Genomic DNA, 25,524 nt, shown 5'->3' on the forward strand with positions numbered 1-25,524 from the left:
TGCCGGGCGGCAAGATCGGCGTCTACGAGGGCATGTTCCAGGTCGCCGAGAACGAGGCCCAGCTCGCCGCCGTGGTCGGGCACGAGATCGCGCACAACCAGGCCCAGCACGCCCAGCAGCGGCTGAGCTCCCAGGCGGCGACGGAACTCGGCACCCAGGTGCTGGGAGCGGTGCTGCAGGGCGGCAATGTCGGCGGAGGGCAGCAGATCGCGGCGCTGCTGGGGGCCGGCGCCCAGTACGGGCTGATCCTGCCCTATTCGCGCAACCAGGAGCTGGAGGCGGACCGGCTGGGCCTGCTGATGATGGCGCGCGCCGGCTACGACCCGCGCGCGGCGGTCCAGCTCTGGCGCAACATGGGGGCGGCGGGGGGCGCGCGCCCGCCGGAATTCATGTCCACCCATCCCGGGCCGGAATCCCGGATCGCGCGGCTGGAGGAACTGGTGCCCGAGGCGCAGGCGGTCTACGAGGGTTCGTGAGGCCCCGGGGCCGGCATCAGAGTTCGAACAGGAAGAACGTCGCGAAGCCGATCACGGTCAGGCCGATCGCGAGCATCCTGAAGAAGGCGAGCGAGTGGACCAGCACCGCCTGTTCGTGGCGCCGGGACGCGCGCTCGGACCTGTGCTGCCCGTGCCGCGCCCTGATCTGGCGCGCATAGAGGTCGGTCGTATGGACGTCGCCGACGGCCGCGTCCTTCTCCAGCTCGACGCGCACGCAGATGAACCACATCAGCGTGCCGATGATGCCGATGCCGAGGAAGCCCACCCTGGACACGAACAGTGCCGCCAGCAGGGCGGCGAGCAACCAGGCGGCGACCGCGCCTGCGAGCAGGAAGCCCTGGCCGGACAGTCTCATGGTCGGTTCTCCTCGACTGTCCCGCCAGTCTAGAGCGGAAATCCGCTTCCAACCCATTGATTCCGGATCGCGGGCCGGGGCGGGCGAAGCCCTAGGTGCCTGCCCGGGCTCCGTCCCCGACGCCCGGGAGCCGGAGCGGTTCGCCCGGGGTCCAGTGGCGGGCGAGGGTCCAGGCCGTGACCGCCGACACGGCGCACAGGCCCGCCATCACCAGGAACGCACCGCCGCCGAGCGCGGCGTAGAGCGGGCCGGAGGCCGCCGTCGACAGGCCGTAGCCGACGCCGAGCGCCAGTCCCGAATAGAGGGTCTGGCCGGTCGCGGAATGGCTGGACGGCACCGCCTCGACCACGAACCGCATCGCGGCCAAGTGGGCCGCGCCGAAGGTGAGCCCGTGAAGCGCCTGGGCCAGGACCAGCCACGGAACCGATTCGGCCTCGGCCAGGAGGCTCCAGCGCACCATCCCGGCCAGCGCCGCCACGAGGAGGAGCCGGGCGGCCCCGAGCCGGTCGACGATGCGGCGGCCGAAGGCGAACAGCGCGATCTCGACCGCCACGCCCTCGATCCAGAGCAGCCCGACCGTGGTGCTGGACAGCCCGAGCCCGCGCCAGTGCAGCGAGCCGAAGGCGTAGAGCACGCCGTGGCTCGCCTGGACCATGCCTGCCGCCAGCAGGAAGCGCAGGTAGACGGGGTGACGCAACAGTGGCCAGGGCGAGGCCTTCGCGTTGTCCGACGGGCGCGCGGCGACCGGGGCTTCGGGCAGGAACAGGCAGGCGAGGACGGTGGCGGCCAGCCCGGCCAGCAGGGTATGGAGAATGGCCTCGGCAGGCAGGTCCGTCAGCAGCCGCGCGGTGAGCCATGTCGACGCGACGAAGGCGATCGAGCCCCAGACGCGCAGCCTTCCGTAGTCGAGCCCGCGCGCCTTCGCGGTCAGCAGGGCGAGGTTGTCGCCGAGCGGGACGAGGGCTGCGAAGGCGCCAGCCCAGAGCAGGGAGGCGAGAAACAGGACCGGGGTCGTGCGCGAGGTCAGGAACAGCAGGGCGCCGCCGAGCGCGATCAGGGCGACCGCGACCATCGCGTTGCGGCGCGAGCCGGTGCGGTCGACGACGAAGCCCGCCAGCGGGTCCGAGACCGTCCTCATCCAGTAGCCGATCGACACGATCAGCCCGATCCCCGCCGCGTCCAGCCCCTGCGCGGCCAGCCACACCGGCCAGAAGGTGAGCTGGACCGCGACGACGGCGAAGACGACGGCGAACATCGCCGACAGGCGGAACGGGATCAGCATGGTCGGCAATAGGTAGCCCAGCCGGGCCGCGGCCGCACGCGCCGTCCGCGCGCGGCCGCCATGCGCGCCGCGTCAGCCCGATGCGAGCACCAGGCAGTCCTGGCCCTTGGCCTCCAGCCTCCGGCAGGCGCTCCTGGCCGCGGCCTCGCTGAGGCCGGAGAAGTGGGCGAGGAACCTCTTGCCCCGGGCCTGCACGACGGTCCCGTCGGCCTCGTCCGGCAGGCTGGCGGCCAGCCGCTTGCGCGTGATGTCGAGGCCGAGCCGGGCCGCTTTCGCGCTCAGATAGGTGCCGACCTGGATCGTGTAGGCGCCCTTGGCGGCTTGGCGCAGCGGCGCGGCGGCAGCCACGGGCTTGCCCGGCGGCTTCGGGGCGGCGAACGGCACCGCGGCGGCGGGCGTCACGGCCGGCTCGAGATCGGCGGAAGCGACCAGCATCGGCGCTTGGCCGCCGAAGCCGCGGTCGAGCAGGGCGGCGACGCGGCGGTCGCGCTCGGCTGCGGTCGGGCCCCCCAGCACGACCGCGATCAGCCGGCGGCCGTCGCGCACGGCCGAGGCGGCGAGGTTGAAGCCGGAGGCGTTGACGAAGCCGGTCTTGATGCCGTCCATGCCGTAGTAGCGCGTCATCAGCCGGTTGTGGCTTCGGATCTTGGCGCCGTTGTAGGAGAAGTTGCTCCGGCTGAAATAGGAGTAGCGACGGGGATGCCGCTCGATTACCGCGACGGACAGCCGGGCCATGTCGCGCGCAGTCGTCACCTGCCTGGAGTTCGGCAGGCCCGAGGCGTTGCGGAACGTGGTCGCGGCCATGCCGAGTTCGCGCGCCTTCGCCGTCATCATCTCCGCGAAACGCTCCTCGGTACCGCCGAGCGCCTCGGCGATCACGACCGCGACGTCGTTCGCCGACTTGGTGACGAGGGCCAGGATCGCGTCCTCCGTCTTCAGCGTCTTTCCGGCCGGCACACCGAGCCTGGACGGGGCCATCCCCGCCGCGCGGCGCGATACCGGCAGGCGCTGGTCGAGCCGCAGCTCGCCGCGTTCCAGCGCGTCGAACGCGAGGAACAGCGTCATGATCTTGGTCAGCGAAGCCGGCTGGGTCGGGACGTCGGCGTTGTGGGCGTGGAGCACCGCCCCGGTCGCCGGGTCGAGCAGGAACTCGGCATAGGGCGGTTTCGCGAGCGCCGGAGCGGAGGACAAGGCGAGTGCGAGAAGGCCGCACAGCAGCGCGGCGAGGGGGAAAGTCCACTTCTGCGGCATGGTTCGGCGATCGGTCGGGTGTGGTGGCGGGACCTTCACCCTACGCAAGACTGGTTAATGGAGTTTTAGGAGCGAGGACATCCCGTGCGCCGGAAGCCGATATCTACCCTATGCCGGAGGCCGGCCGTCATCGCAGGATGGTCGCGATCTCCTCGTCCGGACGGGCGTTGCCTTCCCGGACCAGCACGTAGAGCTTGTCCGCCCGGACGACGTCGTCGGGCGGGGGATTGATCCGGAGCTGGCGGTCGGCGGCGCGGCGGTAGCCGACCGGCACGCCGACGTCGCGCTCGACCAGGAGGCGCACGACGTCCGCCCAGCGCCGGCCCTCGACGTCGACGTCGTAGCGCCAGCACTCGTCGCCGCGGCTCGTGAACAGGTCCTCCAGGATCGTCTCGGCGCCGGGGGCGGCGAGCGCGCGCACAATCATCTCCGGATAGCCGCGCAGGGGACGGACGACGATCTCCGCGCCGGCCCGTCTCAGGCGCTCGCGATTCGCGTCCTCGACGCATTCCGCCAGGATGCGGCCCTCGACGCCGGCCTCGCGCAACCGGTCGACGATGTCGAAGGTCCGGCCGTCGGAAGCGGGGTCCGTGTCGCTGCGCGACAGGACCACGATCACCGAGGCGGCGCGCGCTTCGGCGGCGGCCAGTGCCTGCGGGTCCCAGGCTTCGCCGCAGTAGTGGACGACGCCGAGGCCGTGCAGCGGCTCGGGCAGGCCATCCTCGAACTTCGTGGTCACGACCTGCACCGGCCGGTCGCGAAACCGCCGGCTCGCCCGGAACTCGCGCACGAGGCGCACGAGGTAGGACACGGCGTTCTCGGCCGGGACGTTCAGGACCAGGATGTGGTCGCGCATGTTCCATCTCCAGCGGCCGTGATGCATGCGTTCGCGCCGGTCAGCCCGGTAGTCGAAATAGACGGCGGCGGCCTGGAACAGCACGAAGATGCCGCCGAAATAGATCAGGACCGCCGTCGACAGGCGCCCGGCCGCGGTTTCGGCCGAGAAGTCGCCATAGCCGACCGTCGTCACCGTCGTCAGCGTCAGCCACGCCGCGTCCCCGGGGGCCAGCCCCTCGAAGGCGACCATGGCGAGGGTGTGCAGAACCAGGACCAGCAGCAGCCACGCCGCAAACCACCGCAGCGCCCGTTTCGGGTCGGCGCTCGGGATGTAGCGGGTCCAGGCGCGCGCCCGGCGGCGCAGGACGAGGCGACGGAAAAGGACGAGCACGCGGTGGGAACGCGCAAGGCCCGGTTTCGTGCCGAGCCTTTCAGCGGACGTCGGCCAGTGCTGCGTTGCAGCAATTTTCGATCGTGAATGCCCTTGACGTCGCAATGTTCCGACCCTTACTGTCGGTTTGTCCGACAAACGACGGTCGGGCCCGGAAACGGATGGAAGCCGACGGCAGATCGGCACCCCTCTTCCGGCAGGGAGGAAACGCCGCCATGACGGAGCGCTTCGAGCGCATACAGACCGCGCCGGCCTATGCGCTGGTCGCGGAGGCGATCGAACGGGAGATCCTGAGCGGCCGCATCGTGCCGGGCGAACGCATCGGCACCGAGGCGTCGCTCGGCAGGCAGTTCGGGGTCAACCGGTCGACCATCCGGGAGGGCATCCGCCTGCTGGAGCAGAGCGGCCTGCTGCGCCGCGACGGCAGCCGCCGGCTGTGCGCCAGCCTTCCCCGCTACAACAAGCTGGCCTCGCGCATCGGGCGGGCCCTGGTCCTGCACCAGGTGACGTTCCGCGAGCTGTGGGAGGCGACCGCGACGCTGGAACCGGCGAGCGCGGAGCTCGCGGCGCGGAACGCCACGCCCGGCGACGTGGCGGCGATGGAGGACAACCTCGCGCGCAGCGAGGCCGCGGCCGGCGATCCGGCGGCGCTGGTCGAGCTCGACTGCGAGTTCCACGCCCTGATCGCGCGCGCGTCGGGCAACAAGGTGCTCCAGCTCGCGCGCGAGCCGGCGGCCATGCTGATGGCACCGGCGCCGAGATGATCTTCCGCGCCGTCCCGGAAGGGGCCGGCCGGCTGATCGAGGCCCACCGCCACGTGCTGGACGCGATCGGCCGCCGCGACGCCGAGGGGGCGGCGCTGTGGATGCGCCGCCACGCCGAGGATTTCCGCAAGGGCTTCGTGCGCACCGGCAAGGATTTCGACCGCCCCGTCGAACGGCTGTATCTCGACCATCTCGTCGAGGCCGGCGACGGGGCATCCGAAGACGGGGAGGGGTGAGGTGCAGACCCGGGAGCCGCCGACGCCCGCGGCCGGAAGCGAGCGGAGCGCACACGCGCTCGAAGTCGAGGGGCTGACCCTGTCCTTCGGAGGCGTGCGCGCGCTCGCCGGCGTGTCCTTCGAGGTGGAGGAGGGGTCCATCACCTCGGTGATCGGGCCGAACGGTGCCGGCAAGACCAGCCTGTTCAACGCGATCTCGGGCTTCTACCGGCCGGACGCCGGGACGGTGCGCGTGTTCGGGCGCGACGTCGGCCGCCTGCACGCGCCCCGGCGCGCGGCCCTCGGCCTCGCACGTACCTTCCAGAACATCGCGCTGTTCCGCGGCATGACCGTGCTCGACAACATCAAGCTCGGCCGGCACGCCCACATGCGCACGAACCTGCTGGACGCGCTCTTCTATCTCGGCCGCGCCCGGCGGGAGGAGGTGGCGCTGCGGGGCGAGGTGGAGGAGCGGATCATCGACTTCCTGGAGATCGACCACATCCGCCACGCCCCGGTGGCGGCGCTGCCCTACGGGCTGCGCAAGCGGGTCGAGCTCGCCCGGGCGCTGGCCATGCGGCCGCGCATCCTGATGCTGGACGAGCCGGTCGCCGGCATGAACCGGGAGGAGACCGAGGACATGGCCCGCTTCATCCTCGACGTGAAGGAGGAGTGGGGCGTCACGATCCTGATGGTCGAGCACGACATGGGCATGGTGATGGACGTCTCCGACCACGTCGTGGTGCTGAATTTCGGCCAGGTGATCGCCCGCGGCCAGCCGGAGGAAGTCCAGCGCGATCCGCAGGTCGTCGCCGCGTATCTCGGCACCGGCCGGGCCGGAGCCCTCCGGCCGGAGGGCGAGGCGGCATGAGACACCCTGTGTCAAGCAGCGAGGGTTTGGTTGAGCGCAGCGGCGGCGCCATGCGATTTTGGATTGTATGCTGTGCGGCTGGTCCAAGCTCTCCAGAGAACGCGTATCCAGGCTCTTGCGAGGATTCGGGTGGCATGGGGATGGTCACAGCCGCGGGCTCTGGCGCGCTTGTAGAGGTCGGCAGCCCATGGCGAGGCGTGTCGAGAGTTGTCGGCGAAGCAGGTGACGGCGGCGCGCAGGCGGTGGTTACAGGCCCATCGGAAGACGACGCCGCGGGATTTGCCGGAGGCATGGGTGACCGGGCAGACGCCGGCCTCGGCGGCGAGCTGGTCCGGGGTCTGGAAACGCTCGCGGACGTCGCCGAGCTCGGCGAGGATCTGGGCGGCGCAGATGCGTCCGGCGCGCGGGAAGGACATGACGACCTGGCCGTCGGGGAGGTCGGCGACGGTGTGCTCGATGCGGGCGGTGAGTTTGGCGATTTCGCCGACCAGGCGCTCCAGGACGGCGGCGAGCGCGCGGACCATCTCGCCCCTGGCCTGGGCTTCGGCCTCGCCGGCGAGGCCGGTGGGGGCGGTGCGCAGGCGATCGAGCAGGTCGGCCGGGCTGCGGCGCCCGCAATAGGACTGGCTGGCCAGGAAGACCTTCATCCGTTTCTCGCCGAGGCGGGCGGCGGCCTCGGGGGTTGGATAGCGTTGGACGAAGGCGAGCGCGATGGGGCTGTCGATATCGGCGAAGACGGCCGCCGCGCCGGGCCAGAAGCTGTCCAGCAGGCTGCGCAGGCGGTTGGCCAGGCAGACGCGCTCGGCGACCAGGTCGTCGCGGCCACGGACCAGGGCTCGCAAGGCCTTGATCTCGTCGGAGCAGGGCGTCAGAGGCCGGAAGCGGTGGCCGTCGGTGCGCAGGATGTCGGCGAGCATGAAGGCGTCGCCGGGATCGCTCTTCGCGCCGGCGGCGCGGTAGCGCGGCCGGCAGGCCTTGACGACATTCGGGTGGAGCGGCACGACCGGATGGCCGGCCTCGACCAGGGCATCGACGATCAGCCCGCTCGGGCGCTCGATGGCGATGGGAAGGTCGCCGGCCGGTGCCAGCTTGGCCAGCCGCTTGCGCAGGTCGGCCAAGCCGGCGGCATCATGCGTGACCTCCAGCTTGAGCACGACGGCTCCAGCGATGTCGACGACGCAGACCGCATGGCCGGCGTCGCCCCAATCCAGTCCCCCGAAATGCAGCATGGGCCGGTCCTCTCGAGTTGCGCTACGCTGCCGAGCGTCGGGAGGAACTGCGGGTCGCTCATTGACTGGCGCTCCGGGCCGTACACCCTGGCGCTACACCCTGTTGCCCGTCGTGCCCTCCCGGCACCCGCCATGCGGCGGGTCTCATGCGGGCCGTTGGTCGGCAAGCGGCCTTGGCCATCATGGCGGGTGCTCGGTCGGAGCCGAGCTTTTCACCCCGCATGCGGGGTGAAAAGCTCAACCAATGCCAAGGTGCCCCAATGAGCGACTGGCTGTTCTTCGCCGAGGTCAGCCTCGCCGGGGTCGGCACCGGGGGGCTCTACGCGCTGACCGCGCTCGCCTTCGTGCTGATCTACAAGGCGACGCGGGTCGTCAACCTTGCGATCGGCGAGATCCTGATGCTCGGCGCCTATCTCTTCTTCGGCTTCGCGGCCGGCCTGGCACTTCCGGTCTGGCTCGCGGTGGCACTCGCGGTGCTGGGCGGCGGACTGTTCGGGGCCGTGGTCGAGCGCACGGTGATCCGGCCCATGCTCGGCGAGAGCCCGATTTCCGTCTTCATGGTGACGATCGGCATCGGCAGCATCCTCACCGGCGTGGTGGAGCTGGTCTGGGGCCCCAACCCGAACCGTCTGCCCGAGTTCATGCCCCGCGACCCGATCTTCCTGGGCGAGGCGTACCTGTCGCCCAAGGTCGGCTGGGGCGCGCTGGTCGCGGCGGCCGTGATCCTGGCCTTCCTCGTCGCCTTCCGCTTCTGGCGCGGCGGCGTCGCGCTGCGGGCGACCGCGTCCGACCAGGCGGCCGCCTATTCCATGGGCATCGACGTTCCCGGCGTCTTCGCCATGGCCTGGATCCTCGGCTGCATGGCCGCGGCGGGGGCCGGCGTCCTCGTCGGAGCGATCGGCGGCATCTCGCCGACCATGGGCGTCTTCGGCCTTTCGGTGCTGGTGGTCGTGATCGTCGGCGGCCTCGACAGCATCCCGGGAGCGCTGCTGGGCGGCATCCTGATCGGCCTGATCGAGGCCTGGGCAGGCGCCTATCTCGGCGGCGAGTACAAGCTGCTCGCCACCTTCATCCTCCTGGTCGCGGTGCTGATGGTCCGGCCCTACGGCCTGTTCGGCACCGCCGAGATCGAGCGGCTGTAGACATGCGCATCGGAACCGCCAAGGAAACCTACGCCGCCGACGAGGCGCTGTTCGACACGCCGGTGCAATGGGCCTGGCTGGCCGTGATGCTGCTGGCGCTGGTCCTGTTCCCGTTCTTCGCCGGCCCGTACTGGATCTACATGGCATGCCTGGTCGCGATCAACGTCGCGAGCGCCACCGGGCTCAACATCCTGACCGGCTACACGGGCCTGGTCAGCCTCGGCCAGGCGGCGTTCATGGGCGTGGGCGCCTACACGGTCGCCGTGATGGAGAACCGCCTCGGCACCCCGTTCCTGCTGAACCTGCCGGCGGCCGGGCTCGTCGCCGCCCTGGTCGGGCTGGTCGTCGGCATCCCGAGCCTGCGGGTCAAGGGCCTGTACCTCGCGATCGCGACCATCGCGGCCTCGTTCATCCTGCATTTCGTGTTCGCGACCTGGACCTCGGTGACGGGCGGCGTGTCCGGGATACAGATCCCGCCGGCGCGCCTGTTCGGGATCGAGCTGGCGCGGCCGGGCGAGCTGTACTGGCTGATCGTGCCCGTGACGCTGCTGATGGTGCTGGGGGCGGCGAACCTGTTCCGGACCCGCATCGGCCGCGCCTTCATCGCGATCCGCGACCGCGACATCTCGGCCGAGGTGCTGGGGATACCGCTGCTGCGCTACAAGCTCCTCAGTTTCGGCCTGTCCTCGTTCTATGCCGGCGTGGCGGGCGGGCTGTGGGCCTATTTCTTCCGGGTCGTGACGCCCGAGAGCTTCCCGCTGGTGCTGTCGATCTTCTTCCTGGCCGCGATCATCGTCGGCGGCATGGGAACGATCCTGGGCGGCATCCTGGGCGCGGTCTTCATGACCCTGGTGCCCGAGGTGCTCAAGCTCGCGGTCGGCCTGCTCGGCCCGTGGCTGCCGGACGCGGTCGCGATCCTGTCCCCGGTCCGCACGATCGTGTTCGGGGCGCTGATCGTCGGCTTCCTGGTCTTCGAGCCCCAGGGCCTCGCCGAGATGTGGCGGCGCTCGCGGCGCTTCTTCCATCTGTGGCCCTTCAAGACGTGAAACCGACAACGGGAGGAAACGAGGAATGGCGAGAGTGAACCGAAGGACGCTGCTGGGCTTCGCCGTCGCCGCGGGCGCGGCGCTGGGCACGGCCCTTGTACCCGCGCAGGGCGCGCGCGCCGCCGACGAGATCGTGTTCGGCGGGTCGATCCCGCTGACCGGCGTGTTCGCCTTCGCCGGCGTCGGCATCCACGCCGGCATCCAGGACTACCTGAAGATCGTGAACGATGCGGGCGGCGTCCATGGGCGCCCCATCCGCTACGTCGCGGAGGACACCGCCTACAAGGTCGACGCCTCGGTCGCCGCGTTCAACAAGATCACCGGCCAGGAGAGCCCGAACTTCTACTACGGCGACAGCACGGCCTTCTCGAAGACGATCAACGCGGAGCTGGAGCGCCAGGGCACCATGCTGATGGCCGGCGCCTCCTTCGCGACCGAGCTGAACGACCCCGAGAAATACCCGCTCCAGTTCATGGCGGGGCCGGACTACACGGAGATGTTCGGCATCCTGCTGCGCTACATCGCCGACGCCGATGCCGGCGCCAAGGTCGCCTTCGTCCATTCCGACACGGAGTTCGGCCGCGACCCCATCGAGAGCAGCCGGAAACTCGCCGAGACGCTCGGGCTCGAGGTGGTCGAGACGATCGTGACGCCGCCCGGCAGCGTCGACGTCTCGACGGAGGTGCTGAAGCTGCGCCGCGCGGCGCCGGACTACGTGATCTTCCACGGCTACGTGCTGGCGCCGATCCCCGAATTCATCACCCAGGCCCGGCAGATGGGCATGGATACCCGGTTCATGGGCACGTTCTGGAGCATGGACAACTCCATGGTCATGAACATGGGCGAGGCGGCCGAGGGGTTCATGGGCGTGATGCCCTACCGCTACTACTACGACACCGAGGGCGAGGCGCCGATGCTGGAGAAGATCCGGGAGATGCGCCCCGAATACCAGTCGACCGCCTATCTGCAGGGCTTCCTGACCGCGATGCTGATGGTCGAGGCGGCCGAGCGCACGCTGGACGGCGGCAAGGAGCTGAACGGGGCCAACCTCAAGGCGGCGCTCAACACGATCGAGGACTTCGACACCGGCGGGATCATCGGCGTGCCGATCAGCATCCCCGGCAACTCGATCCCGGTCGGCCGCATCTACCAGGCCGACCTGGAGAAGAAGCTGATGGTGCCGGCCTCCGACTGGATCGTTCTGGAGTAGGGCCGTGACGAGCGCAGGACCCATTCTCGAGGTCAACAACATCGAGGTCGTCTACAACCGGACGATCCAGGTCCTGCGCGGCCTGTCGCTCAGCGTGCCGAGGGGGGCGGTCGTCGCCCTCCTCGGCTCGAACGGGGCCGGCAAGTCGACGACCCTGAAGGCGATCTCCAACCTGCTGGCGCTCGAGGACGGCGAGCTCAGCGCGGGCGAGATCCGCTTCGACGGCGCGCCGACCGCCGGCGTCCGGCCGCACGCGCTGGTGCGGGGCGGCCTGTTCCACGTGATGGAAGGGCGGCGGATCTTCGAGGACCTCACCGTCGAGGAGAACCTCGTCGCCGCGACCTTCGCCCGGCCGCGGGGTTCGGCGGCCGGCAGCTTCGATCTCGTCTACGAATACTTCCCGCGGCTGCACGAGCGCCGGGCCGGGCGGGCGGGGTACCTTTCGGGCGGCGAGCAGCAGATGCTCGCGATCGGCCGGGCGCTGGTCGCCGAGCCCAAGATCATCCTGCTCGACGAGCCTTCGCTTGGCCTGTCGCCGCTGCTGGTCGACGAGATCTTCGAGATCATCGCCCGCATCAACGCCGAGCGCGGCACCGCGATGCTGCTGGTCGAGCAGAACGCCGCGGTCGCCTTCTCGGTCGCCTCCTACGCCTACATCATGGAGACCGGGCGAATCGTCACCGACGGGCCGGTCGACCGCTTGTCGCGCGACCAGGACGTCCGGGAATTCTACCTCGGCCTCGGCGCCGGAGAGGGGCGGCGCAGCTACCGCGACGTCAAGCACTACAAGCGGCGCAAGCGCTGGCTGTCTTGAGGAACACACGCAGGAGCATCCCGATGCCGCTTCCGGACCTGCCGCCGCTGACATTGCCGCAGATGCTGCGCGAGCGGGCGCGCACCGACCCCGACGGGACGGCGCTGCGCCAGAAGGAGTTCGGGATATGGAGGCCGGTCTCCTGGGCCGGGTACCACGCGCGGGCCGCCCGCTTCGGCCTCGGCCTGCGGGCACTGGGCCTGGAGCCGGGAAGTCGGCTCGGCATCCTGTCGGAGAACCGGGCGGAATGGGTGCTGGCGCAGCTCGGCGCCGGGATGGTCGACGCGGTCACGGTCGGCGTCTACCCGACCAGCCCCGCGGTCGAGGCCGCCTGGGTGCTCGGCCATGCGGGGGTCGAGGTCGTCGTATGCGAGGACCAGGAGCAGACCGACAAGGTGATGGAGCGGCTGGGCGAGCTGCCCGCGCTGAAGCGGATCGTCGCGATCGAGACCAAGGGGCTGCGCGGCTATCCCCGCGACCTCGTGATCCCCTTCACCGAGGTCGAGGCGCTGGGCGAGGAGCACGGCAGGGCGCATTCCGGCCTCGTCGACGGCGTCCTCGACGGCCAGCAGCTCGGGCAGACCGGGCTGATCGTCTACACCTCGGGCTCCACCGGAAAGCCGAAGGGGGCGATGCTCAGCTACCGCAACATCCGCGCCCAGGCGGCGGCCGTCATCGAGCGGCTGGAGCTGGGGCCGGGGACGACGCATCTCTCCTATCTGCCGCTGTGCCACGTCGCGGAGCAGATGCTGACCGCCTTCACCCCGATCTACAACGGTTCGCTCGTCAATTTCGGCGAGTCGATCCGGACCGTGCAGGAGGACCTGCGCGAGGTCGCGCCCACGATGTTCCTCGGCGTGCCGCGGATATGGGAGAAGCTGCACTCCGCGATCACGATCAAGATGATGGAGGCGGGCGGCGCGCGTCGCCGGCTCTACGAGGCGGCGCACGCGGCCTGCGGCCGGTTCGCCGACAAGCCGCGCGCCGCCTGGACCGGACGCGAAAGGCTGAGCTTCGCCTTCTGGTACTGGCTGGTGTTCCGCCCGCTGCTGAACTATGTCGGGCTGCGCCGGGCGCGGATCGCGCTGACGGGGGCGGCGCCGATCTCGCCGGGGATCGTGCGCTTCTTCCGGACGATCGGCGTGCCGCTGGTGGAGGTCTACGGGCTGACCGAGACGAGCGGCATGGTGACGGGCCAGCGCCTGGAAGCGATCCGGCCCGGAAGCGTGGGAGAGATCGCCGCGGGCGCCGAGTACCGGGTCGGCGACCAGGGGGAGCTGCTGGTGCGCGGCCTCATGGTCTTCGAGGGCTACTACCGCAACGAGGAGGCCACGGCGGCCGCGATCCGCGACGGATGGCTGCATACCGGCGACGTGATCGAGGTCGAGGACGGCCAGATCCGCATCGTCGACCGCCTGAAGGACATCATGATCACCGCGGGGGGCAAGAACCTCAGCCCGTCGGAGATCGAGAACGCGGTCAAGGCGAGCCCGTTCGTGAAGGAGTGCATCGTCGTCGCCGACGGGCGCAAATACGTCTCCGCCCTGATCCAGATCGACCTCGAGACGGTCGCCAAATGGGCGGAGGAGCGCCGGATCGCCTTCACGAATTTCCGCAGCCTCGCGGAGAACGAGGAGGTGCGCGGCCTGGTCCAGCGGGAGATCGACGCCGCCAACGACGGGCTGGCGCAGGTCGCCCGCATCCGGCGCTTCCATCTCCTGACCAAGGAGCTCGACCACGACGACGACGAGGTGACGGCGACGATGAAGGTCCGGCGCGCCAACATCTTCCGCAAATACGAACGCGAGATCTCGGCGCTCTACCAGCCGGCATCGGGTTAGACTACCCCCTTTTCGCGGCCGGTGGCCGGAGGCGGCAATGCTAGGGTGACGCGCTCTCCTCGTTGCCTTGCAGGGAAAGGCCCAGATGCGATCACCCTTCCGCACGCTGCCGACGGCGCTCGCCCGCGCGGCGCTGCCGTTCTCCGTCGCCTTCCTCGCGGCTTGTGCCGGAACCCCGGAGACGGCCGAGGCCCCGGCCGAGCCGATGGCGGTGGCCGAGGCGCCGGCGCTCTGCGTCCCGCCCGCGCCGACGGCGGCGGAGCGGATCGTCCGGCTGCACACGAGGGCCATGGTCGCGGGCCTGGCCTGCGGCCCGGTCTGGGGCGACGGGCAGGCCTTTGGGCGCTATGCCGACTTCACCGTGCGCAACGCGGGCCTGCTGCGCGAGTCGCAGTCGGAGGTGGCCAAGGGCCTCGGCGGTACGCGGGCCTTCGACGTTCTGCACACCGAGATGTCGAACGACGAATCGATGAACATGCGCCGGATCGGGCCGGGCCTCTACTGCCAGCGGATGCGCGACAGCTTCTATGCGATCGTCGACGCCTCGTCCGACGAGATCGAGAAGCAGGCGGCCCTGACCGGGGCGTCCACGAGCGCCGCGCCGACCTGCGGCCCGGACGGGGCGGTGTAACCGGTCAGCGCCATCTCATTTCGGGGGACTGCCAGATCCGCGGCGACAGGAAGGTCAGGTCCGCGCGCCGGAGCTGGGGTTCCCCCGACCATTCGTGCTTCTGCTCGTAGATGCCGAACAGCAGGTAGCCGCGCTCCTCCAGGAAGCTCTTGAACCGCTCCATGGGGACGTGCAGCTCGTTGCGCGGGTTCATTCCGGCCTCGACCTGGACGAGGTCGATCCTGCCGTCGCGGAGCATCTCGTCCGCGCCGCGCAGCACTTCCAAGTCGTGCCCCTCGGTATCGATCTTCAGGAAGCCGATCCGCTCGATGGCGTGCTGGCGGCAGAATTCCGACAGCAGCGCCACCCGTACCTTCTCGACGGGATGGCCGCTCGGGGCTTCGCCCGCCTTGGCGAGGTGCGAGAGGACCTTGTGAACGACGAAGTCGTGCTCCCCGGCGGCGGAGCCGAACGCGATCTGGTGGCAACGCACCCTGGGATGCTGTCCGACATTGGCGACGAGCTGATCGAAGATCGCCTTCCCCGGCTCGAAGCTGTGGATCGTGGCGGAAGGAAAGTCGGAGGCGAAGGCCCGGGCGGACTGGCCGGTGTTGGCCCCGACGTCGAAGACGACCTTCACGTCCAGCTTCGGCAGCCACTGCGCCAGGTCGGCGCCGAGGCTCATGCCGCCCGGGACGTCGCGCAGGATGCGCACGCCGGCGAGGCGTTCCACGAATTTCTTCAGTCGTCTGCGCATTCCGTCCCATCGAGCCTGCGGCCAGTCCCGGTCTCAACCCGCACGGGGGCGGCGATGTTCCGGCGGTCTTTCCCGCGTGTCATCGCGCGTGCTACAGCAACGCCAGGCCGGCAAGGGAGGAAGCGACTTTGGGTGCCGTCTACGACGTGATCGTCGCCGGGGTCGGAGCGTCGGGCAGCGCCGTGGCGTGCGAACTGGCGCGCCGCGGGTCGCGGGTGCTGGGCCTCGACCGCTTCTCCGTTCCCAACGACCGCAGCTCCCATCACGGGCTCACCCGCATCATCCGGCTCGCCTATTTCGAAGGGGCCGCCTACGTGCCCTTCGTGCGCCGGGCCCACGAGCTGTGGCGCCGGCTCGAGCGCGACACCGGAGAGAGCATCCTCACCGTGACCGGGTCGCTCGACGCCGGCCCTCCCGGCAGCGCCAACATCGAGAGCGCGGCCGCCTCCTGCCGCGTCAACGGGCTCGACCACGAGGTCCTCGACGGCGGCGCGATCGGCCGCCGCTTCCCGGGCTACGCGGTCCCGGCCGACTGGCGCGGCGTCTACCAGCCTGACGGCGGCTTCCTCGCCTCCGAGGCGGCGGTCGCCGCCCATGCAGGCCTGGCGCGGCGCTTCGGGGCGGAGATCCGGACCGGGGAGCGCGTCCTGGGCTGGGAGCCGAAGGGCGACGGCGTCGCCGTGCGCACCGAGGCCGGGACCTACGAGGCCGGGCATCTGGTCGTCTCGGCCGGCCCCTGGGTCGCCGATCTCGTGCCGGAGCTGAAAAGGAATCTCGTGCCGCTGCGCCAGGTCGTCTGCTGGTTCGAGATCGCGGACCCGGACGCCTTCGCGCCGTCGCGCTTCCCGGTCTTCGTGGTCGAGAACGAGGAAGGGACCCAGTTCTACGGCTTCCCGGAATGGGGTGCGCCCGGCTTCAAGATCGGCTGCCACTACCATCTGCGCGAGGCGACGGACCCGGACGCGCTGGATCGGACCCTGCACGCCCGCGACGAGGACCTGCTGCGAAGCTGCGTCGCCCGGTTCTTCCCCGCCGCGAACGGCCGCGTGCTCGACCACCGGGCCTGCATCTACACCAACGCGCCGGACGAGGACTTCGTCATCGACCGGCTGCCCGGCTTCCCCCAGGTGGTCGTCGCCTCGGCCTGTTCGGGCCACGGGTTCAAGTTCGCGCCGGCGGTCGGGGAGGCGGTCGCCGACCTGGTCGGGCAGGGCCGCTCCCGCCACGACCTCGACCGGTTCCGCCTGTCGCGCCTGCCGTCGCACGCCTGACGGCGGCAGGCTCAGATCCGCGTCGACAGCCAGATGGCGGCGCGCGAGCCGGCCTTGATCACGGTGCTCAGCAGGCGGTAGCCCGGCGTCAGCTCGGCCTCGTGGGCGAGGCCGATGTCGCGATGTTCGCCCTCCTCGGCGCGGAACCGCTCGATGTCGGCCTTGAGCTTTCCTTCCTCGGGGCCGAGGCGGGCGGCCTGCTCCTCGTAATGGCGGTCGATCACCTCCTCGACCGCGACCGTGCAGGCCATGGCCGCGCGCTCGCCCATCAGGGCCGTCGCGGCCCCCAGCGCGAAGCCGGCGGCGTGCCAGACCGGCTGGAGCAGGGTGGGGCGGACGCGGCGCTCGACGATCTCGGCCTCGAATGCCTGCAGATGCTCCAGCTCCTGGTCCTTCATGTGCCGGAGCAGCGGGCCGATGCGGCTGCGGCCGAGCACGGCGATCTGGCCCTCGTAGATGCGCCGGGCGCCGTATTCGCCGGCATGGTCGACCCGGACCATGCGCGCGACCTCAGTCCGTGGCGGCGGGTCGCCGGGGAGGCCGGGAGGAAGGCCCCCGCTCATCGGGCGGCCCGCCAGGACGCGGCGGCGAAGGCGAAGGCGGCGACGCCGAGCCCGGCCGCGATCAGGGCGTTCCAGCCCGCCATCGAGACGCCGAGCAGGGACCAGGCGACCTCGTCGCAGCGCGTCACCGGAGCGGCCAGAACCTGCGCGCGCAGGGCTTCGAGGCTGTCGGCGCTTCCCGTCACCCCGCAGCCCGAGGTTCCCGCCCACCAGTGCTGCTCGACGCCGACATGGAAGACGGCGACGCCGGCGCCGACCACGAGGGCGACCCCCATCAGCCCTATCAGCGCGGCACGTGCGCGGGCATTGCGGCCGACCGCCAGCGCCACCAGGCCGAGCGCGAGCACGGCCACATAGGGCCAGCGCTGCCAGATGCACAGCACGCAGGGCTGGAGCCCGACGACGTACTGGAAGAACAGGGCGGCGAGCAGCGTGCCGGCGCTGGCCAGCATCAGCAGCAGCACGGGCAGCCGGGTCTCGGCGAGAGGGTGCGGGCGCGTCATGGCCCAGAGCATATAATGCAGCGCGCCGTCATGCGCCAGCGCCGTGCCCATCAGCCCTGGCCGGCGGCCCGGATCCGGCGCCAGACCTTTTCGGACGTGGCGGGCATGTCGACATGCGTGACGCCGAACGGCGACAGGGCGTCGACGACCGCGTTGATCACGGCGGGGATGGCGCCGACCGTACCGGCCTCGCCCGCCCCCTTCACGCCCAGCGGATTGGCCCGCGTCGGCACCGGATGCATCGCGACGGCGATCTCGGGCAGGTCGACCGCGCGGGGCATCGCGTAGTCGGTGAAGGACCCGCTGAGCAACTGGCCCGATTCGGGGTCGTACACGACGGCCTCGAACAGCGCCTGCCCGACGCCCTGGGCGACGCCCCCGTGCATCTGGCCCTTGACCAGCATCGGGTTGATGGCGACGCCGACGTCGTCGACCACGAGGTAGGACATCAGCTCCGTGACGCCGGTTTCGGGGTCGACCTCCACTTCGCAGACGTGGCATCCGTTGGGGAAGGTCGGCCCGTGGGCGGCCGCGACGCTCCGGGCGCGCAGGGCCTCGGGATGGCGGGCGGCAAGCTCGTCCAGACGGATGGCGCGGTCGGTTCCCGCGACGGCGAAGGCGCCGTCCACGAACTCGATGTCGGCGGCGGCGGCCTCCAGCTCCTCGGCGGCGATCGCGATGCCCTGGGCGACGACGCTCCCGAGCGCGTCGATGACGGCGGTTCCGGCTGCCGCCGTCGTGCGCGAGCCGTAGGTCCCCACGCCCTCGCGCGCCGTATCGGTGTCGCCGGAGACGATGACGATCTCCCCGGCCGGCAGGCCCGTCGCCTCGGCCACGATCTGCCGGATCGCCGTGCCGTGCCCCTGCCCGGCGTCGGAGGAGCCGAGCGTGACGACCGCGCGGCCGCCTTCGAAGCGGATGTCCGCAAGCTCGCCCATCGGCCGGCCGACCGGGCCGCCCGCGATCTCAATGGGGCAGGAGAGGCCGATGCCGCGAAGCTTGCCGCGTCTCGACGCCTCCAGCCGGCGCGCCTCGAAGCCGGCCCAGTCCGAGAGGTCGAGCGCGCGGTCGAGGATGCCCGGGAAGTCGCCGCAGTCGTAGGTGAAGGCGAGGCCGGTGTCGTACGGCATCTCCTCCGGCCGGATCATGTTGCGGCGGCGCAGATCGACGCGATCGAAGCCCAGCGTCGCGGCCGCGTGGTCGATCAGGCGCTCGATCACGTAGGTCGCCTCCGGCCGGCCGGCGCCCCGGTAGGGCGCGGTCGGCTGGGTGTGCGTGTGGACGCCGCGGACGGCCACGTCGAAGCACGCGATCTTGTACATGCCGGCCAGCCCGCCGAGATTGGCCGTCGGGGAATGCGGCGCCATCACGCCCAGATACGCGCCCAGATTGGCGAGCGTGCGGACGCGCAGGCCCAGGAACCGGCCTTCGCGGTCGAGGGCGAGGGCGGCCGTCGTCAGGTTGTCCCGGCCGTGGTAGTCGGACAGCAGTGATTCCGACCGGCTCGCGACCCAGCGGACCGGCCGCCCGGTGCGCTTCGCCGCCCACAGCACCAGCGCGTATTCGGGGTAGGGGGTGTTCTTCATCCCGAAGGAGCCGCCGCAATCCGGCGAGACCACCCGCAGCAGGGACGGGTCGATGCGCAGCATCTCGGCCGCGAGATGCCGGCGGACGAGGTTCGGCGTCTGGGTGCCGACGACGAGCTCGTACCGACCGGACGCGGGATCGTAGCGCCCGAGGGCGTTGCGCGGTTCGATGGGATTGGCCGAGACGCGGGAGATCCGCATCGTGAGCTCGACCACGTGGCCGGCCGTCCGGAAGGCGTCCTCGGCCGCGCCGGGGTCGCCGAGCGCGTGGAGGAAGGCGACGTTGCCGGGGACCTCGTCCCAGACCGCCGGGGCTCCCGGTGCGGTCGCCTGCGCGACGTCGGTTACCGCCTGGGATTCCTCGTAGTCGACGACGATCGCTTCGGCAGCATCCTCGGCCTGCGCGGCCGTTTCGGCCACCACCACCGCGACGCCGTCGCCGACGAAGCGGACCCGGTCCAGGGCGAGGACGCCGTGGGGAGGTATCGCCATGTCGGACCCGTCCGGCCGCCGGTACCTGAGCAGCGGGCGAAGCGTGCCGAGGCCGTCTTCGGCCGCGTCGCGCCCCGTCAGCACGGCGACCACGCCGGGCATGGCTTCGGCCTCGGAGGTGTCGATGGACAGGATACCGGCGGCGGCGTGGGGGGAGCGCAGGACGACCATGCGGGCCGTGCCTTCGGCCTCGACGTCCGCCCCGTACCGGCCCCCTCCGCGCAGGTGCCGCTCGTCCTCGTCGCGCCGCCGCGCCGTTCCGACCTCGCTCCCGGCCATTCTCCGCTCCGTTCTCCCGGACGCCGTCACGACGCGTACAGGGCCCGTGGTTCGCCGTCCCGGGACCGGTCCGCCAGCTTGCGCGTGAAGTAGTTCCAGGAATGGGACACGTGGACCGGCTGCATGATCTGGCGGTGGCGCAGCGTGCGTTCGGACGGGTCCGGGAAGCTGCAGCGCAGGCCGGCGGCCTTCCCGGCCATGTGCGCGCGGCACGCGCGCTCCAGGAAGACACCGACGATCGCGGCGTGCTCGACGGAGGTGCCGCAGAAGGTCGCGCCGTGATTGGCCATCAGCACGGCATGCGCCGTCGGGCCGAGGGCGCGGGCCAGGTCGGCGCCGAGTTCCACCGTGTTGACGAGAGCCGCGGTGCCGGCGTGCTTGGGCAGTTCGGCGAAGTAGTCCGCGTCGAGCGTGTAGGGCAGCAGCGGATCATCGGACGCGGAGAACAGGCAGGTGTGGAACGGGTGGGTATGGGCGACGACGGTGACGTCCGGCCGGGCGCGCAGGATCTCCGAGTGGATCGGCCATTCCGAATGGCGGCCGCCCTCGCCGGCGATCTGGACGCCGTCGAAGCCGAGCAGGACGAAGTCCGCCGGGCCGAGGATCTCGCCCAGGCCGAAGGCGTTGCGCTTGAGCCAGAAGCCGCGCCCCATCGGGTCCCTGAGCGACAGGTGGCCGAGGGTCATGTCGCCATGCCCCTCCATCTCGAGGATGCGGGAGGCGACCGCCAGCTTTTCGAGCGCGTCGTCCGGCCATTCGGAACGGGGAACGGTGGTCACGGCATCACCTCGGTCGGCAGTGTCTTGGGCAGTGTATTGGGCGGGGCGTTCACGAGGGCTTCCGGTTGAGGCTGGTCGCCATCGCCTTGGAGTAGCCGGGCTGGACGCGGGCATCGATCACGCAGACCCGTCCCTCCCCCACGAGGCGGGCGCCGGCCTCGACCGCACGGGCGAGGTCGAGGGGCGTCGAGACGGGGCCGATGGCGTCGGCGCCGTAGGAGCGCGCGAGGCCGGCGACGTCGATGGCGGGATCGGAGATCCGCTGGCCGATCCACTTGTTCTCGACCGGACGGCCGCGCTCGCGCGCCACCCGTTCCTGATGGACCTCGTCGTTGTAGAAGGAGCCGTTGTTGCAGACGACGACGAGCATCGGGATCCTGTAATGCGCGGCCGTCCAGATGGCCGAGGACGCCATCACGAAGTCGCCGTCTCCGAGCACGGCCACCGGCAGGCGCGGCCCGCCCCGCAACGCGAGGGCCGCGCCGACCGCCATGCCCGGGCCCGATCCGAGCCCGCCGCCGCCGTCCCCGCCGAGATAGTCCAGCGGATGGCGGAAATGCCAGAGCGCGCCGTCCCAGCCGAGGGGGAGGCGCAGGAACGTCACCGCCGCGCCGCCGAGCCCCTTGCCCAGCGCGGCCGCGAGCCCGGGGATGTCCAGCGCCTCCTCCTCGGGCAGTGCGGCCGGAATCGGCGCGGTGGGGAAATCCTCCAGCGCCTCGGCCGGCACCTCGGCCAGCCCGAAGGCCGCGCAAAGTTCGCTCACGGCGGTGTCCGGGTCGCTGGCGAGATGGATGTCGACCGGCGCCAGCGCCTGGTGGTCCTTGCTCCAGCCGGAATGGTTGACATGGTCGATGGACGCCTGGACGACCGTCGCCTCGGCCGGCCCGGCCGCGCCGAAGGCCAGCTTGAGGCTGCCGGCGAGATCGATCCAGTCGAGGCTCAGGATCACGTCCGCCTCGCGCAGGGCCCCGAGCGCGTCCGCATCGAGGAAGTAGCCGGGGCTGGCGACGTGAAGGGGGTGGTCGGTCGGGAAGGCCGCGGCGGCCTTGAGATCGGTCGCGACCTTCGCCCCCAGGGCTTGCGCCAGGGCGATCCGGCGGCGCCACTGCGAAGCGCCCCGCGACCCCCGTCCGGCCAGGATGACGGGCGACCTGGCCTTCTCGAGCAGGCGGACCGTCTCGGCGACCGAACCGGCGCCCGGGCGCGACGGCTGGGGCGGGGTGAAGCGCCTGGGTTCCGGCAGCTCCGGCATCCCGTCCAGCTTGCCTTCCTGGACGGCCGCGTCCATGCAGACATAGGTGGGGCCGCAAGGGGCGGTGCGCGACAGGAGGTTCGCGCGCAGGATCGCCTCGACCGTCGCCGGGACCGATGCCGGCTGATCGTCCCATTTCACGAAGGGCCGGACCAGGGCCCCCTGGTCCTGCGCGGTGTGGATCCAGTCGATCCAGGGACGGCGCTTCGCGGCGTCGACGGGGCCCGTGGCACCCAGGACCAGGACCGGCATCCGGTCGACCCAGGCGTTGAATATCCCCATGGAGCCGTGCAGCAGGCCGACGTTGCTGTGCAGGATGACGGCCATCGGCTCGCCCGTCACCTTCGCGTAGCCATGCGCGATCGCGACCGCATGCTCCTCGTGCAGGCACAGGATCATCTGGGGGTCGCGGTTGCCGTTCCAGTTCACGAGGCTGTCGTGGAGGCCCCGGAAGCTTGCCCCGGGATTCAAGGCGACGTAGCGCAGGCCGAGCCGCCGCAGCAGTTCGGCGATGACGTCGCTTCCCCAGACCGAGGCGTCCCCGCCCTGCGTCGGCCGTTCGATGTCGTCGAGGTTGCTCATCTTTCACTCCGGCGGCGGAGGACCTCCTGGGCGGACTTCGAGCGTCGCCCACCGGTCCGGCGGATGGATCGGATAGAAGTTCGGGTCAGTTGGAGAGGCTCGGGAGCCAGGTTCCCAATGCCGGGAAGAAAACGATCAGCGCGATCGCCAGGATCTGCATCAGCGTGAACGGCGCCGCGGCGAGGTAGACCTGGCGCATCGTCGTGCTCTCGGGGGCCACGCTCTTCATCGTGAACAGCAGGAGCCCGAACGGCGGCGTGGTCTGCCCCACCTCGAGGGCGACCAGCATCAGCACCCCGAACCACACCGGCTCGATACCGACCTGGCGCACCAGGGGAATGAAGAAGGGCAGCGTTATCAGGATGATGCTCAGCGGGTCCATCAGGCAGCCCAGGGCCAGCACGATCACCAGCATGCCCACCACGACCACCAGGGGGGTCAGGTCGAACTGGTTGAGCAGGGACAGGATGCCGCCGGTAGCACCCGAGAACGCCAGGATCTGAGAGAAGGTGAGAGAGGCCGCGATGATGAAGAAGATGGTGACGGTGATCTTGCCGGTCTGAACGAGCGCCTTGTGGAGGCTCCGCCAGGTCAGGCAGCGGTAGCAGGCGGCGGCGACGGTGGCGCCGATCGCGCCCAGCGCCGCGGACTCGGTCGGGGTGGCGATGCCCGTCAGGATGCTGCCGACCACGACGACGAACAGCGACATCAGCGGCAGCACGTAGACCAGGAACGGCATCACCCTTTCCGACCAGCGCATCTTCGGGGTCGGGTAGGCGGGCGCCAGCGACGGGTCGATCGTGCAGCGCAGCACGATGTAGACGACGTAGAAGGCGGCGATCAGCAGCGCGGGCAGGATGCCGCCCAGAAGAATCCCCGTGATCGAGATGCCCGACATGCTGCCGAGGAGCACGGCCATGGAGGAGGGAGGTATCAGCATCGCCAGGCCGCCGGACCCCAGGATCGGGCCGAGCGCCATGCCGGGGTGATAACCCCGGCGCGTCATCTCGGGCATCAGGGTGCCGCCGAGCAGGGCGGTGTTGGCCATCGACGATCCGGACAGGGCCGAGAAGACCGTGCCGCAGGAGACGGCGACGAGCGAGAGCCGGCCGGGGACGCGCGTGATCAGCCGGTCGATCGCATCGATGGCCCGGAATGCGACGCCGGTCTGGAACATGATCTCGCCCATCAGCACGAACATGGGAATGGGCGAGAGCGAGAAGTTGATCAGCCCCTCATAGGCGTTGCGCGCCATCTGGGCGAGGCCGGCCTCGCCGCCGAAGAAGACGACGGCGCCGACGATGTTCGCGCCGAAGAAGGCGAGGGCGACCGGAACTCCCAGGAACATGGGGGCCAGGACGGTCCCCATCAGGAGAAGGAAGGCGATCTGCCAGTCCATGTGCCGTTCCGATCAAACCGTCACTGTCTCGGTCGGTTTTCCGTCCGCGGGATCGTCCGGGGTCTTCTTGAGCTGTCTCAGGCACTCGATGGTGAAGAGGAGCGTGCCGCTCAGGATGACCGCGAACAGGATCCATTCCGGAAAGATGAAGTTCTTGTAGACCTGGGTGCCCGATGCGACCGCGTCGGCAAGGCCGATCCAGGCCGACACCGCGATCATGGCGGCGATCGCCACGCTGATGGCCCGGACGAGCCACAGGACGGTGCGCCTGTACCGCCCTTCGAGCTTCATCAGGAGAATGTCCACGGAGACGTGGGCGCCGCGCCGCATGGCCGGCGCGATCCCGATGAAGGTGAGCCCGAACAGGGCGTACTCGATCAGCTCGATCATTCCCTTGAGCCCGATATACCCGATGTTCCGAAGCAGGACGTCGAGGCCGATCACCAGGGCGATGATGCCGATGAGGATCCCCGGGACCAGTTCCAGGGCATCGAGAAATCGGTCGTAGATGCGCGAGATGATCGCCTCCCTCCGGCTTGGGCGACGCGGGGACGGTACCGGCACCGCATGGTGCCGGTACCCGGCGGCCTACTCGTAGATGAGCCCGCGAAGCTTGGGGCCGAACTCGGGCGCCTGCTGCACGATGTTGTCCCAGGATGCCTCGTAGGCGAGGTCGCGAAGCTTCGCGGCCTCGGTCTCATCGAGGGTCAGGACCTCCATCCCGCCTTCCTCGAGTTCCCTGGCCGCCGCCTCGTCGCCCTCGGTGAGGTTCCGCGAGATCTCGGTCTCGGTGAACTGGCCGATCTCCTCCAGGAAGGCGCGCTGCTCCGGCGTCAGGCTTTCCCAGGTCTGGCGGTTGATCGCGATCAGGACCGTCGACGCGTAGAACCCGGGGTCGACCCGATACTTGGTGACCTCCTGCCAGCCCCCCGGCTTCACTTCCGAGGAGATGTTGACGTAGGCGTCGACGACCCCGCGCTCCAGCGCGGTGTAGATCTCGCCCCGGGCCGTCGAGACGGGAATGGCGCCGGCCGCGTCCAGGAAGGCCCTGTAGGTGTTGGTCGTGCGGACCCGCATCCCCTTCAGGTCATCGACCGACGCGATCGGCTTGTTCGAGAAGATGTGGAAGGGCACGTCGCCGAAATGCGCCAGCGGATAGGCGTTCGCCTTTTCGGCGAGGACCTCGCGCAGGGCATCGAAGGTGCCGTTCGTCCGCATGTCCGCGAGTTCGACCGACGGCTGGCTCAAGCCTTCGATCCCGGGGACGAGGTTGGAGAGATAGCTCGGCGGCACGCCGATGATGTCGACGATGCCGCCACGCAGGGCACTTCCCATCTGGTTCGGCGGCAGGGCCTCGGGACCGATGATGTCGCCGATCTGGACTTTGCCCTTGCCTCTCTCGTTCACGGCCTCGACGAACTTCTCGAAGGCCTTGCGGAACAGCGAGTCCCCGGGGGCTATGAAATACGCCGCCTTCAGGGTGGTCTCCTGCGCCGCCGCCCCTCCCGGGGCACCGGCGACCAGGGCCGCGCACAGGCCGAGGAAGACTGCCAGCTTTCTCATGAACCTCTCCCAGGTCTTTGCCCGATACCGGACGCGGACGCCGCATTGTCCCCACGGCGTCCCGATGCTTCTTGCGAGCACTTGAGGACCGGATATCCCTCGACGTCGTCCGACGTCATTCGCGAGTATGATCACGCCCCGGA

The 25,524-nt window shown here is 70.4% G+C and carries 25 protein-coding genes; 11 read left to right on the top strand and 14 right to left on the bottom strand.

Features of this window, described 5'->3' with window-relative positions; genetic code table 11:
* Nucleotides 1–476 (top strand): M48 family metallopeptidase (locus tag VGO20_RS13745; protein WP_327502928.1); only part of this gene is annotated, 476 nt, incomplete at its 5' end.
* A 16-nt stretch (nt 477–492) separates the two neighbouring features.
* On the opposite strand, the gene VGO20_RS13750 is transcribed toward VGO20_RS13745, so the two are convergent.
* The 4 genes from VGO20_RS13750 to VGO20_RS13765 all read right to left on the bottom strand — a co-directional run bounded on the left by VGO20_RS13750 (nt 493) and on the right by VGO20_RS13765 (nt 4,613).
* On the bottom strand, nt 493–852 hold the full coding sequence (locus VGO20_RS13750) for a hypothetical protein (protein WP_327502929.1): 360 nt from the start codon (nt 850–852) through the stop codon (nt 493–495).
* Between the two features lie 91 nt (nt 853–943).
* Nucleotides 944–2,134: an MFS transporter gene (locus VGO20_RS13755; protein ID WP_327502930.1), complete on the bottom strand. Its 1,191-nt coding sequence runs from the start codon at nt 2,132–2,134 to the stop codon at nt 944–946.
* 72 nt (nt 2,135–2,206) lie between these two features.
* The gene (locus VGO20_RS13760) at nt 2,207–3,385 is read right to left on the bottom strand and encodes a D-alanyl-D-alanine carboxypeptidase family protein (RefSeq protein ID WP_327502931.1); all 1,179 of its coding nucleotides are present in this window, start codon (nt 3,383–3,385) and stop codon (nt 2,207–2,209) included.
* A gap of 127 nt (nt 3,386–3,512) precedes the next feature.
* Nucleotides 3,513–4,613: an ion channel gene (locus tag VGO20_RS13765; protein ID WP_327502932.1), complete on the bottom strand. Its 1,101-nt coding sequence runs from the start codon at nt 4,611–4,613 to the stop codon at nt 3,513–3,515.
* Nucleotides 4,614–4,828: 215 nt separating this feature from the next.
* Between VGO20_RS13765 and VGO20_RS13770 the strand changes: the two genes are divergently transcribed.
* Genes VGO20_RS13770 through VGO20_RS13780 form a run of 3 tightly spaced genes read left to right on the top strand, consistent with a single transcriptional unit; the run spans nt 4,829 to nt 6,463 of the window.
* Nucleotides 4,829–5,377 carry a FadR/GntR family transcriptional regulator gene (locus VGO20_RS13770; protein ID WP_327502933.1) on the top strand — a complete coding sequence of 183 codons (549 nt, stop codon included), beginning with the start codon at nt 4,829–4,831 and terminating at the stop codon, nt 5,375–5,377.
* On the top strand, nt 5,374–5,613 hold the full coding sequence (locus tag VGO20_RS13775; protein WP_327502934.1) for an FCD domain-containing protein: 240 nt from the start codon (nt 5,374–5,376) through the stop codon (nt 5,611–5,613). Before VGO20_RS13770 ends, VGO20_RS13775 begins: the two co-directional genes overlap by 4 nt.
* 1 nt (nt 5,614) lies before the next feature.
* Complete coding sequence (locus tag VGO20_RS13780) at nt 5,615–6,463, top strand: ABC transporter ATP-binding protein (protein WP_327502935.1); 849 nt, start codon at nt 5,615–5,617, stop codon at nt 6,461–6,463.
* Between the two features lie 11 nt (nt 6,464–6,474).
* Here the strand turns inward: VGO20_RS13780 and VGO20_RS13785 are convergent, their stop codons facing one another.
* Nucleotides 6,475–7,692 carry an IS110 family RNA-guided transposase gene (locus VGO20_RS13785; RefSeq protein ID WP_327502936.1) on the bottom strand — a complete coding sequence of 406 codons (1,218 nt, stop codon included), beginning with the start codon at nt 7,690–7,692 and terminating at the stop codon, nt 6,475–6,477.
* A 260-nt stretch (nt 7,693–7,952) separates the two neighbouring features.
* On the opposite strand from VGO20_RS13785, the gene VGO20_RS13790 reads away from it, so the two are divergent.
* The 6 genes from VGO20_RS13790 to VGO20_RS13815 all read left to right on the top strand — a co-directional run bounded on the left by VGO20_RS13790 (nt 7,953) and on the right by VGO20_RS13815 (nt 14,376).
* Complete coding sequence (locus VGO20_RS13790; protein ID WP_327502937.1) at nt 7,953–8,834, top strand: branched-chain amino acid ABC transporter permease; 882 nt, start codon at nt 7,953–7,955, stop codon at nt 8,832–8,834.
* 2 nt (nt 8,835–8,836) lie between these two features.
* Nucleotides 8,837–9,880, top strand: coding sequence for a branched-chain amino acid ABC transporter permease (locus VGO20_RS13795; RefSeq protein ID WP_327502938.1), 1,044 nt, complete (start codon nt 8,837–8,839; stop codon nt 9,878–9,880).
* A 25-nt stretch (nt 9,881–9,905) separates the two neighbouring features.
* Nucleotides 9,906–11,090, top strand: a complete 1,185-nt coding sequence (locus VGO20_RS13800) for an ABC transporter substrate-binding protein (RefSeq protein ID WP_327502939.1) — start codon at nt 9,906–9,908, stop codon at nt 11,088–11,090.
* A 4-nt stretch (nt 11,091–11,094) separates the two neighbouring features.
* Nucleotides 11,095–11,904 (top strand): ABC transporter ATP-binding protein, encoded by an 810-nt coding sequence (locus VGO20_RS13805; protein WP_327502940.1) that lies wholly within the window; start codon nt 11,095–11,097, stop codon nt 11,902–11,904.
* Between the two features lie 23 nt (nt 11,905–11,927).
* Nucleotides 11,928–13,745: an AMP-dependent synthetase/ligase gene (locus VGO20_RS13810; RefSeq protein WP_327502941.1), complete on the top strand. Its 1,818-nt coding sequence runs from the start codon at nt 11,928–11,930 to the stop codon at nt 13,743–13,745.
* Nucleotides 13,746–13,830: 85 nt separating this feature from the next.
* Entirely contained in the window at nt 13,831–14,376 is a 546-nt protein-coding gene (locus VGO20_RS13815; protein ID WP_327502942.1) for a hypothetical protein, read from the top strand.
* A gap of 4 nt (nt 14,377–14,380) precedes the next feature.
* Here VGO20_RS13815 and VGO20_RS13820 read toward each other — a convergent pair whose 3' ends face one another.
* Nucleotides 14,381–15,112 carry an FkbM family methyltransferase gene (locus VGO20_RS13820; RefSeq protein ID WP_327502943.1) on the bottom strand — a complete coding sequence of 244 codons (732 nt, stop codon included), beginning with the start codon at nt 15,110–15,112 and terminating at the stop codon, nt 14,381–14,383.
* Between the two features lie 128 nt (nt 15,113–15,240).
* On the opposite strand from VGO20_RS13820, the gene solA reads away from it, so the two are divergent.
* Nucleotides 15,241–16,383, top strand: a complete 1,143-nt coding sequence (gene solA, locus VGO20_RS13825; protein ID WP_327502944.1) for an N-methyl-L-tryptophan oxidase — start codon at nt 15,241–15,243, stop codon at nt 16,381–16,383.
* A gap of 11 nt (nt 16,384–16,394) precedes the next feature.
* Here the strand turns inward: solA and VGO20_RS13830 are convergent, their stop codons facing one another.
* The 8 genes from VGO20_RS13830 to dctP form a co-directional block, all read right to left on the bottom strand.
* Nucleotides 16,395–16,883, bottom strand: coding sequence for a demethoxyubiquinone hydroxylase family protein (locus VGO20_RS13830; protein WP_414639817.1), 489 nt, complete (start codon nt 16,881–16,883; stop codon nt 16,395–16,397).
* Between the two features lie 59 nt (nt 16,884–16,942).
* Nucleotides 16,943–17,500 carry a disulfide bond formation protein B gene (locus VGO20_RS13835; RefSeq protein ID WP_327502946.1) on the bottom strand — a complete coding sequence of 186 codons (558 nt, stop codon included), beginning with the start codon at nt 17,498–17,500 and terminating at the stop codon, nt 16,943–16,945.
* Entirely contained in the window at nt 17,500–19,806 is a 2,307-nt protein-coding gene (locus VGO20_RS13840) for a xanthine dehydrogenase family protein molybdopterin-binding subunit (protein WP_327502947.1), read from the bottom strand. The genes VGO20_RS13835 and VGO20_RS13840 overlap by 1 nt, the downstream gene beginning before the upstream one ends.
* 26 nt (nt 19,807–19,832) lie before the next feature.
* Nucleotides 19,833–20,585, bottom strand: a complete 753-nt coding sequence (locus tag VGO20_RS13845; protein ID WP_327502948.1) for a class II aldolase/adducin family protein — start codon at nt 20,583–20,585, stop codon at nt 19,833–19,835.
* Nucleotides 20,586–20,634: 49 nt separating this feature from the next.
* The gene (locus tag VGO20_RS13850) at nt 20,635–22,419 is read right to left on the bottom strand and encodes a thiamine pyrophosphate-binding protein (RefSeq protein ID WP_327502949.1); all 1,785 of its coding nucleotides are present in this window, start codon (nt 22,417–22,419) and stop codon (nt 20,635–20,637) included.
* Nucleotides 22,420–22,504: 85 nt separating this feature from the next.
* Nucleotides 22,505–23,818, bottom strand: a complete 1,314-nt coding sequence (locus VGO20_RS13855; protein ID WP_327502950.1) for a TRAP transporter large permease — start codon at nt 23,816–23,818, stop codon at nt 22,505–22,507.
* A 12-nt stretch (nt 23,819–23,830) separates the two neighbouring features.
* The gene (locus VGO20_RS13860) at nt 23,831–24,382 is read right to left on the bottom strand and encodes a TRAP transporter small permease (protein WP_327502951.1); all 552 of its coding nucleotides are present in this window, start codon (nt 24,380–24,382) and stop codon (nt 23,831–23,833) included.
* 24 nt (nt 24,383–24,406) lie between these two features.
* Nucleotides 24,407–25,381, bottom strand: coding sequence for a TRAP transporter substrate-binding protein DctP (gene dctP, locus VGO20_RS13865; protein ID WP_327502952.1), 975 nt, complete (start codon nt 25,379–25,381; stop codon nt 24,407–24,409).
* Nucleotides 25,382–25,524 lie beyond the last annotated feature (143 nt).

Source organism: Arenibaculum sp., assembly GCF_035998295.1.
GTDB lineage: Bacteria > Pseudomonadota > Alphaproteobacteria > Azospirillales > Azospirillaceae > DASYHS01.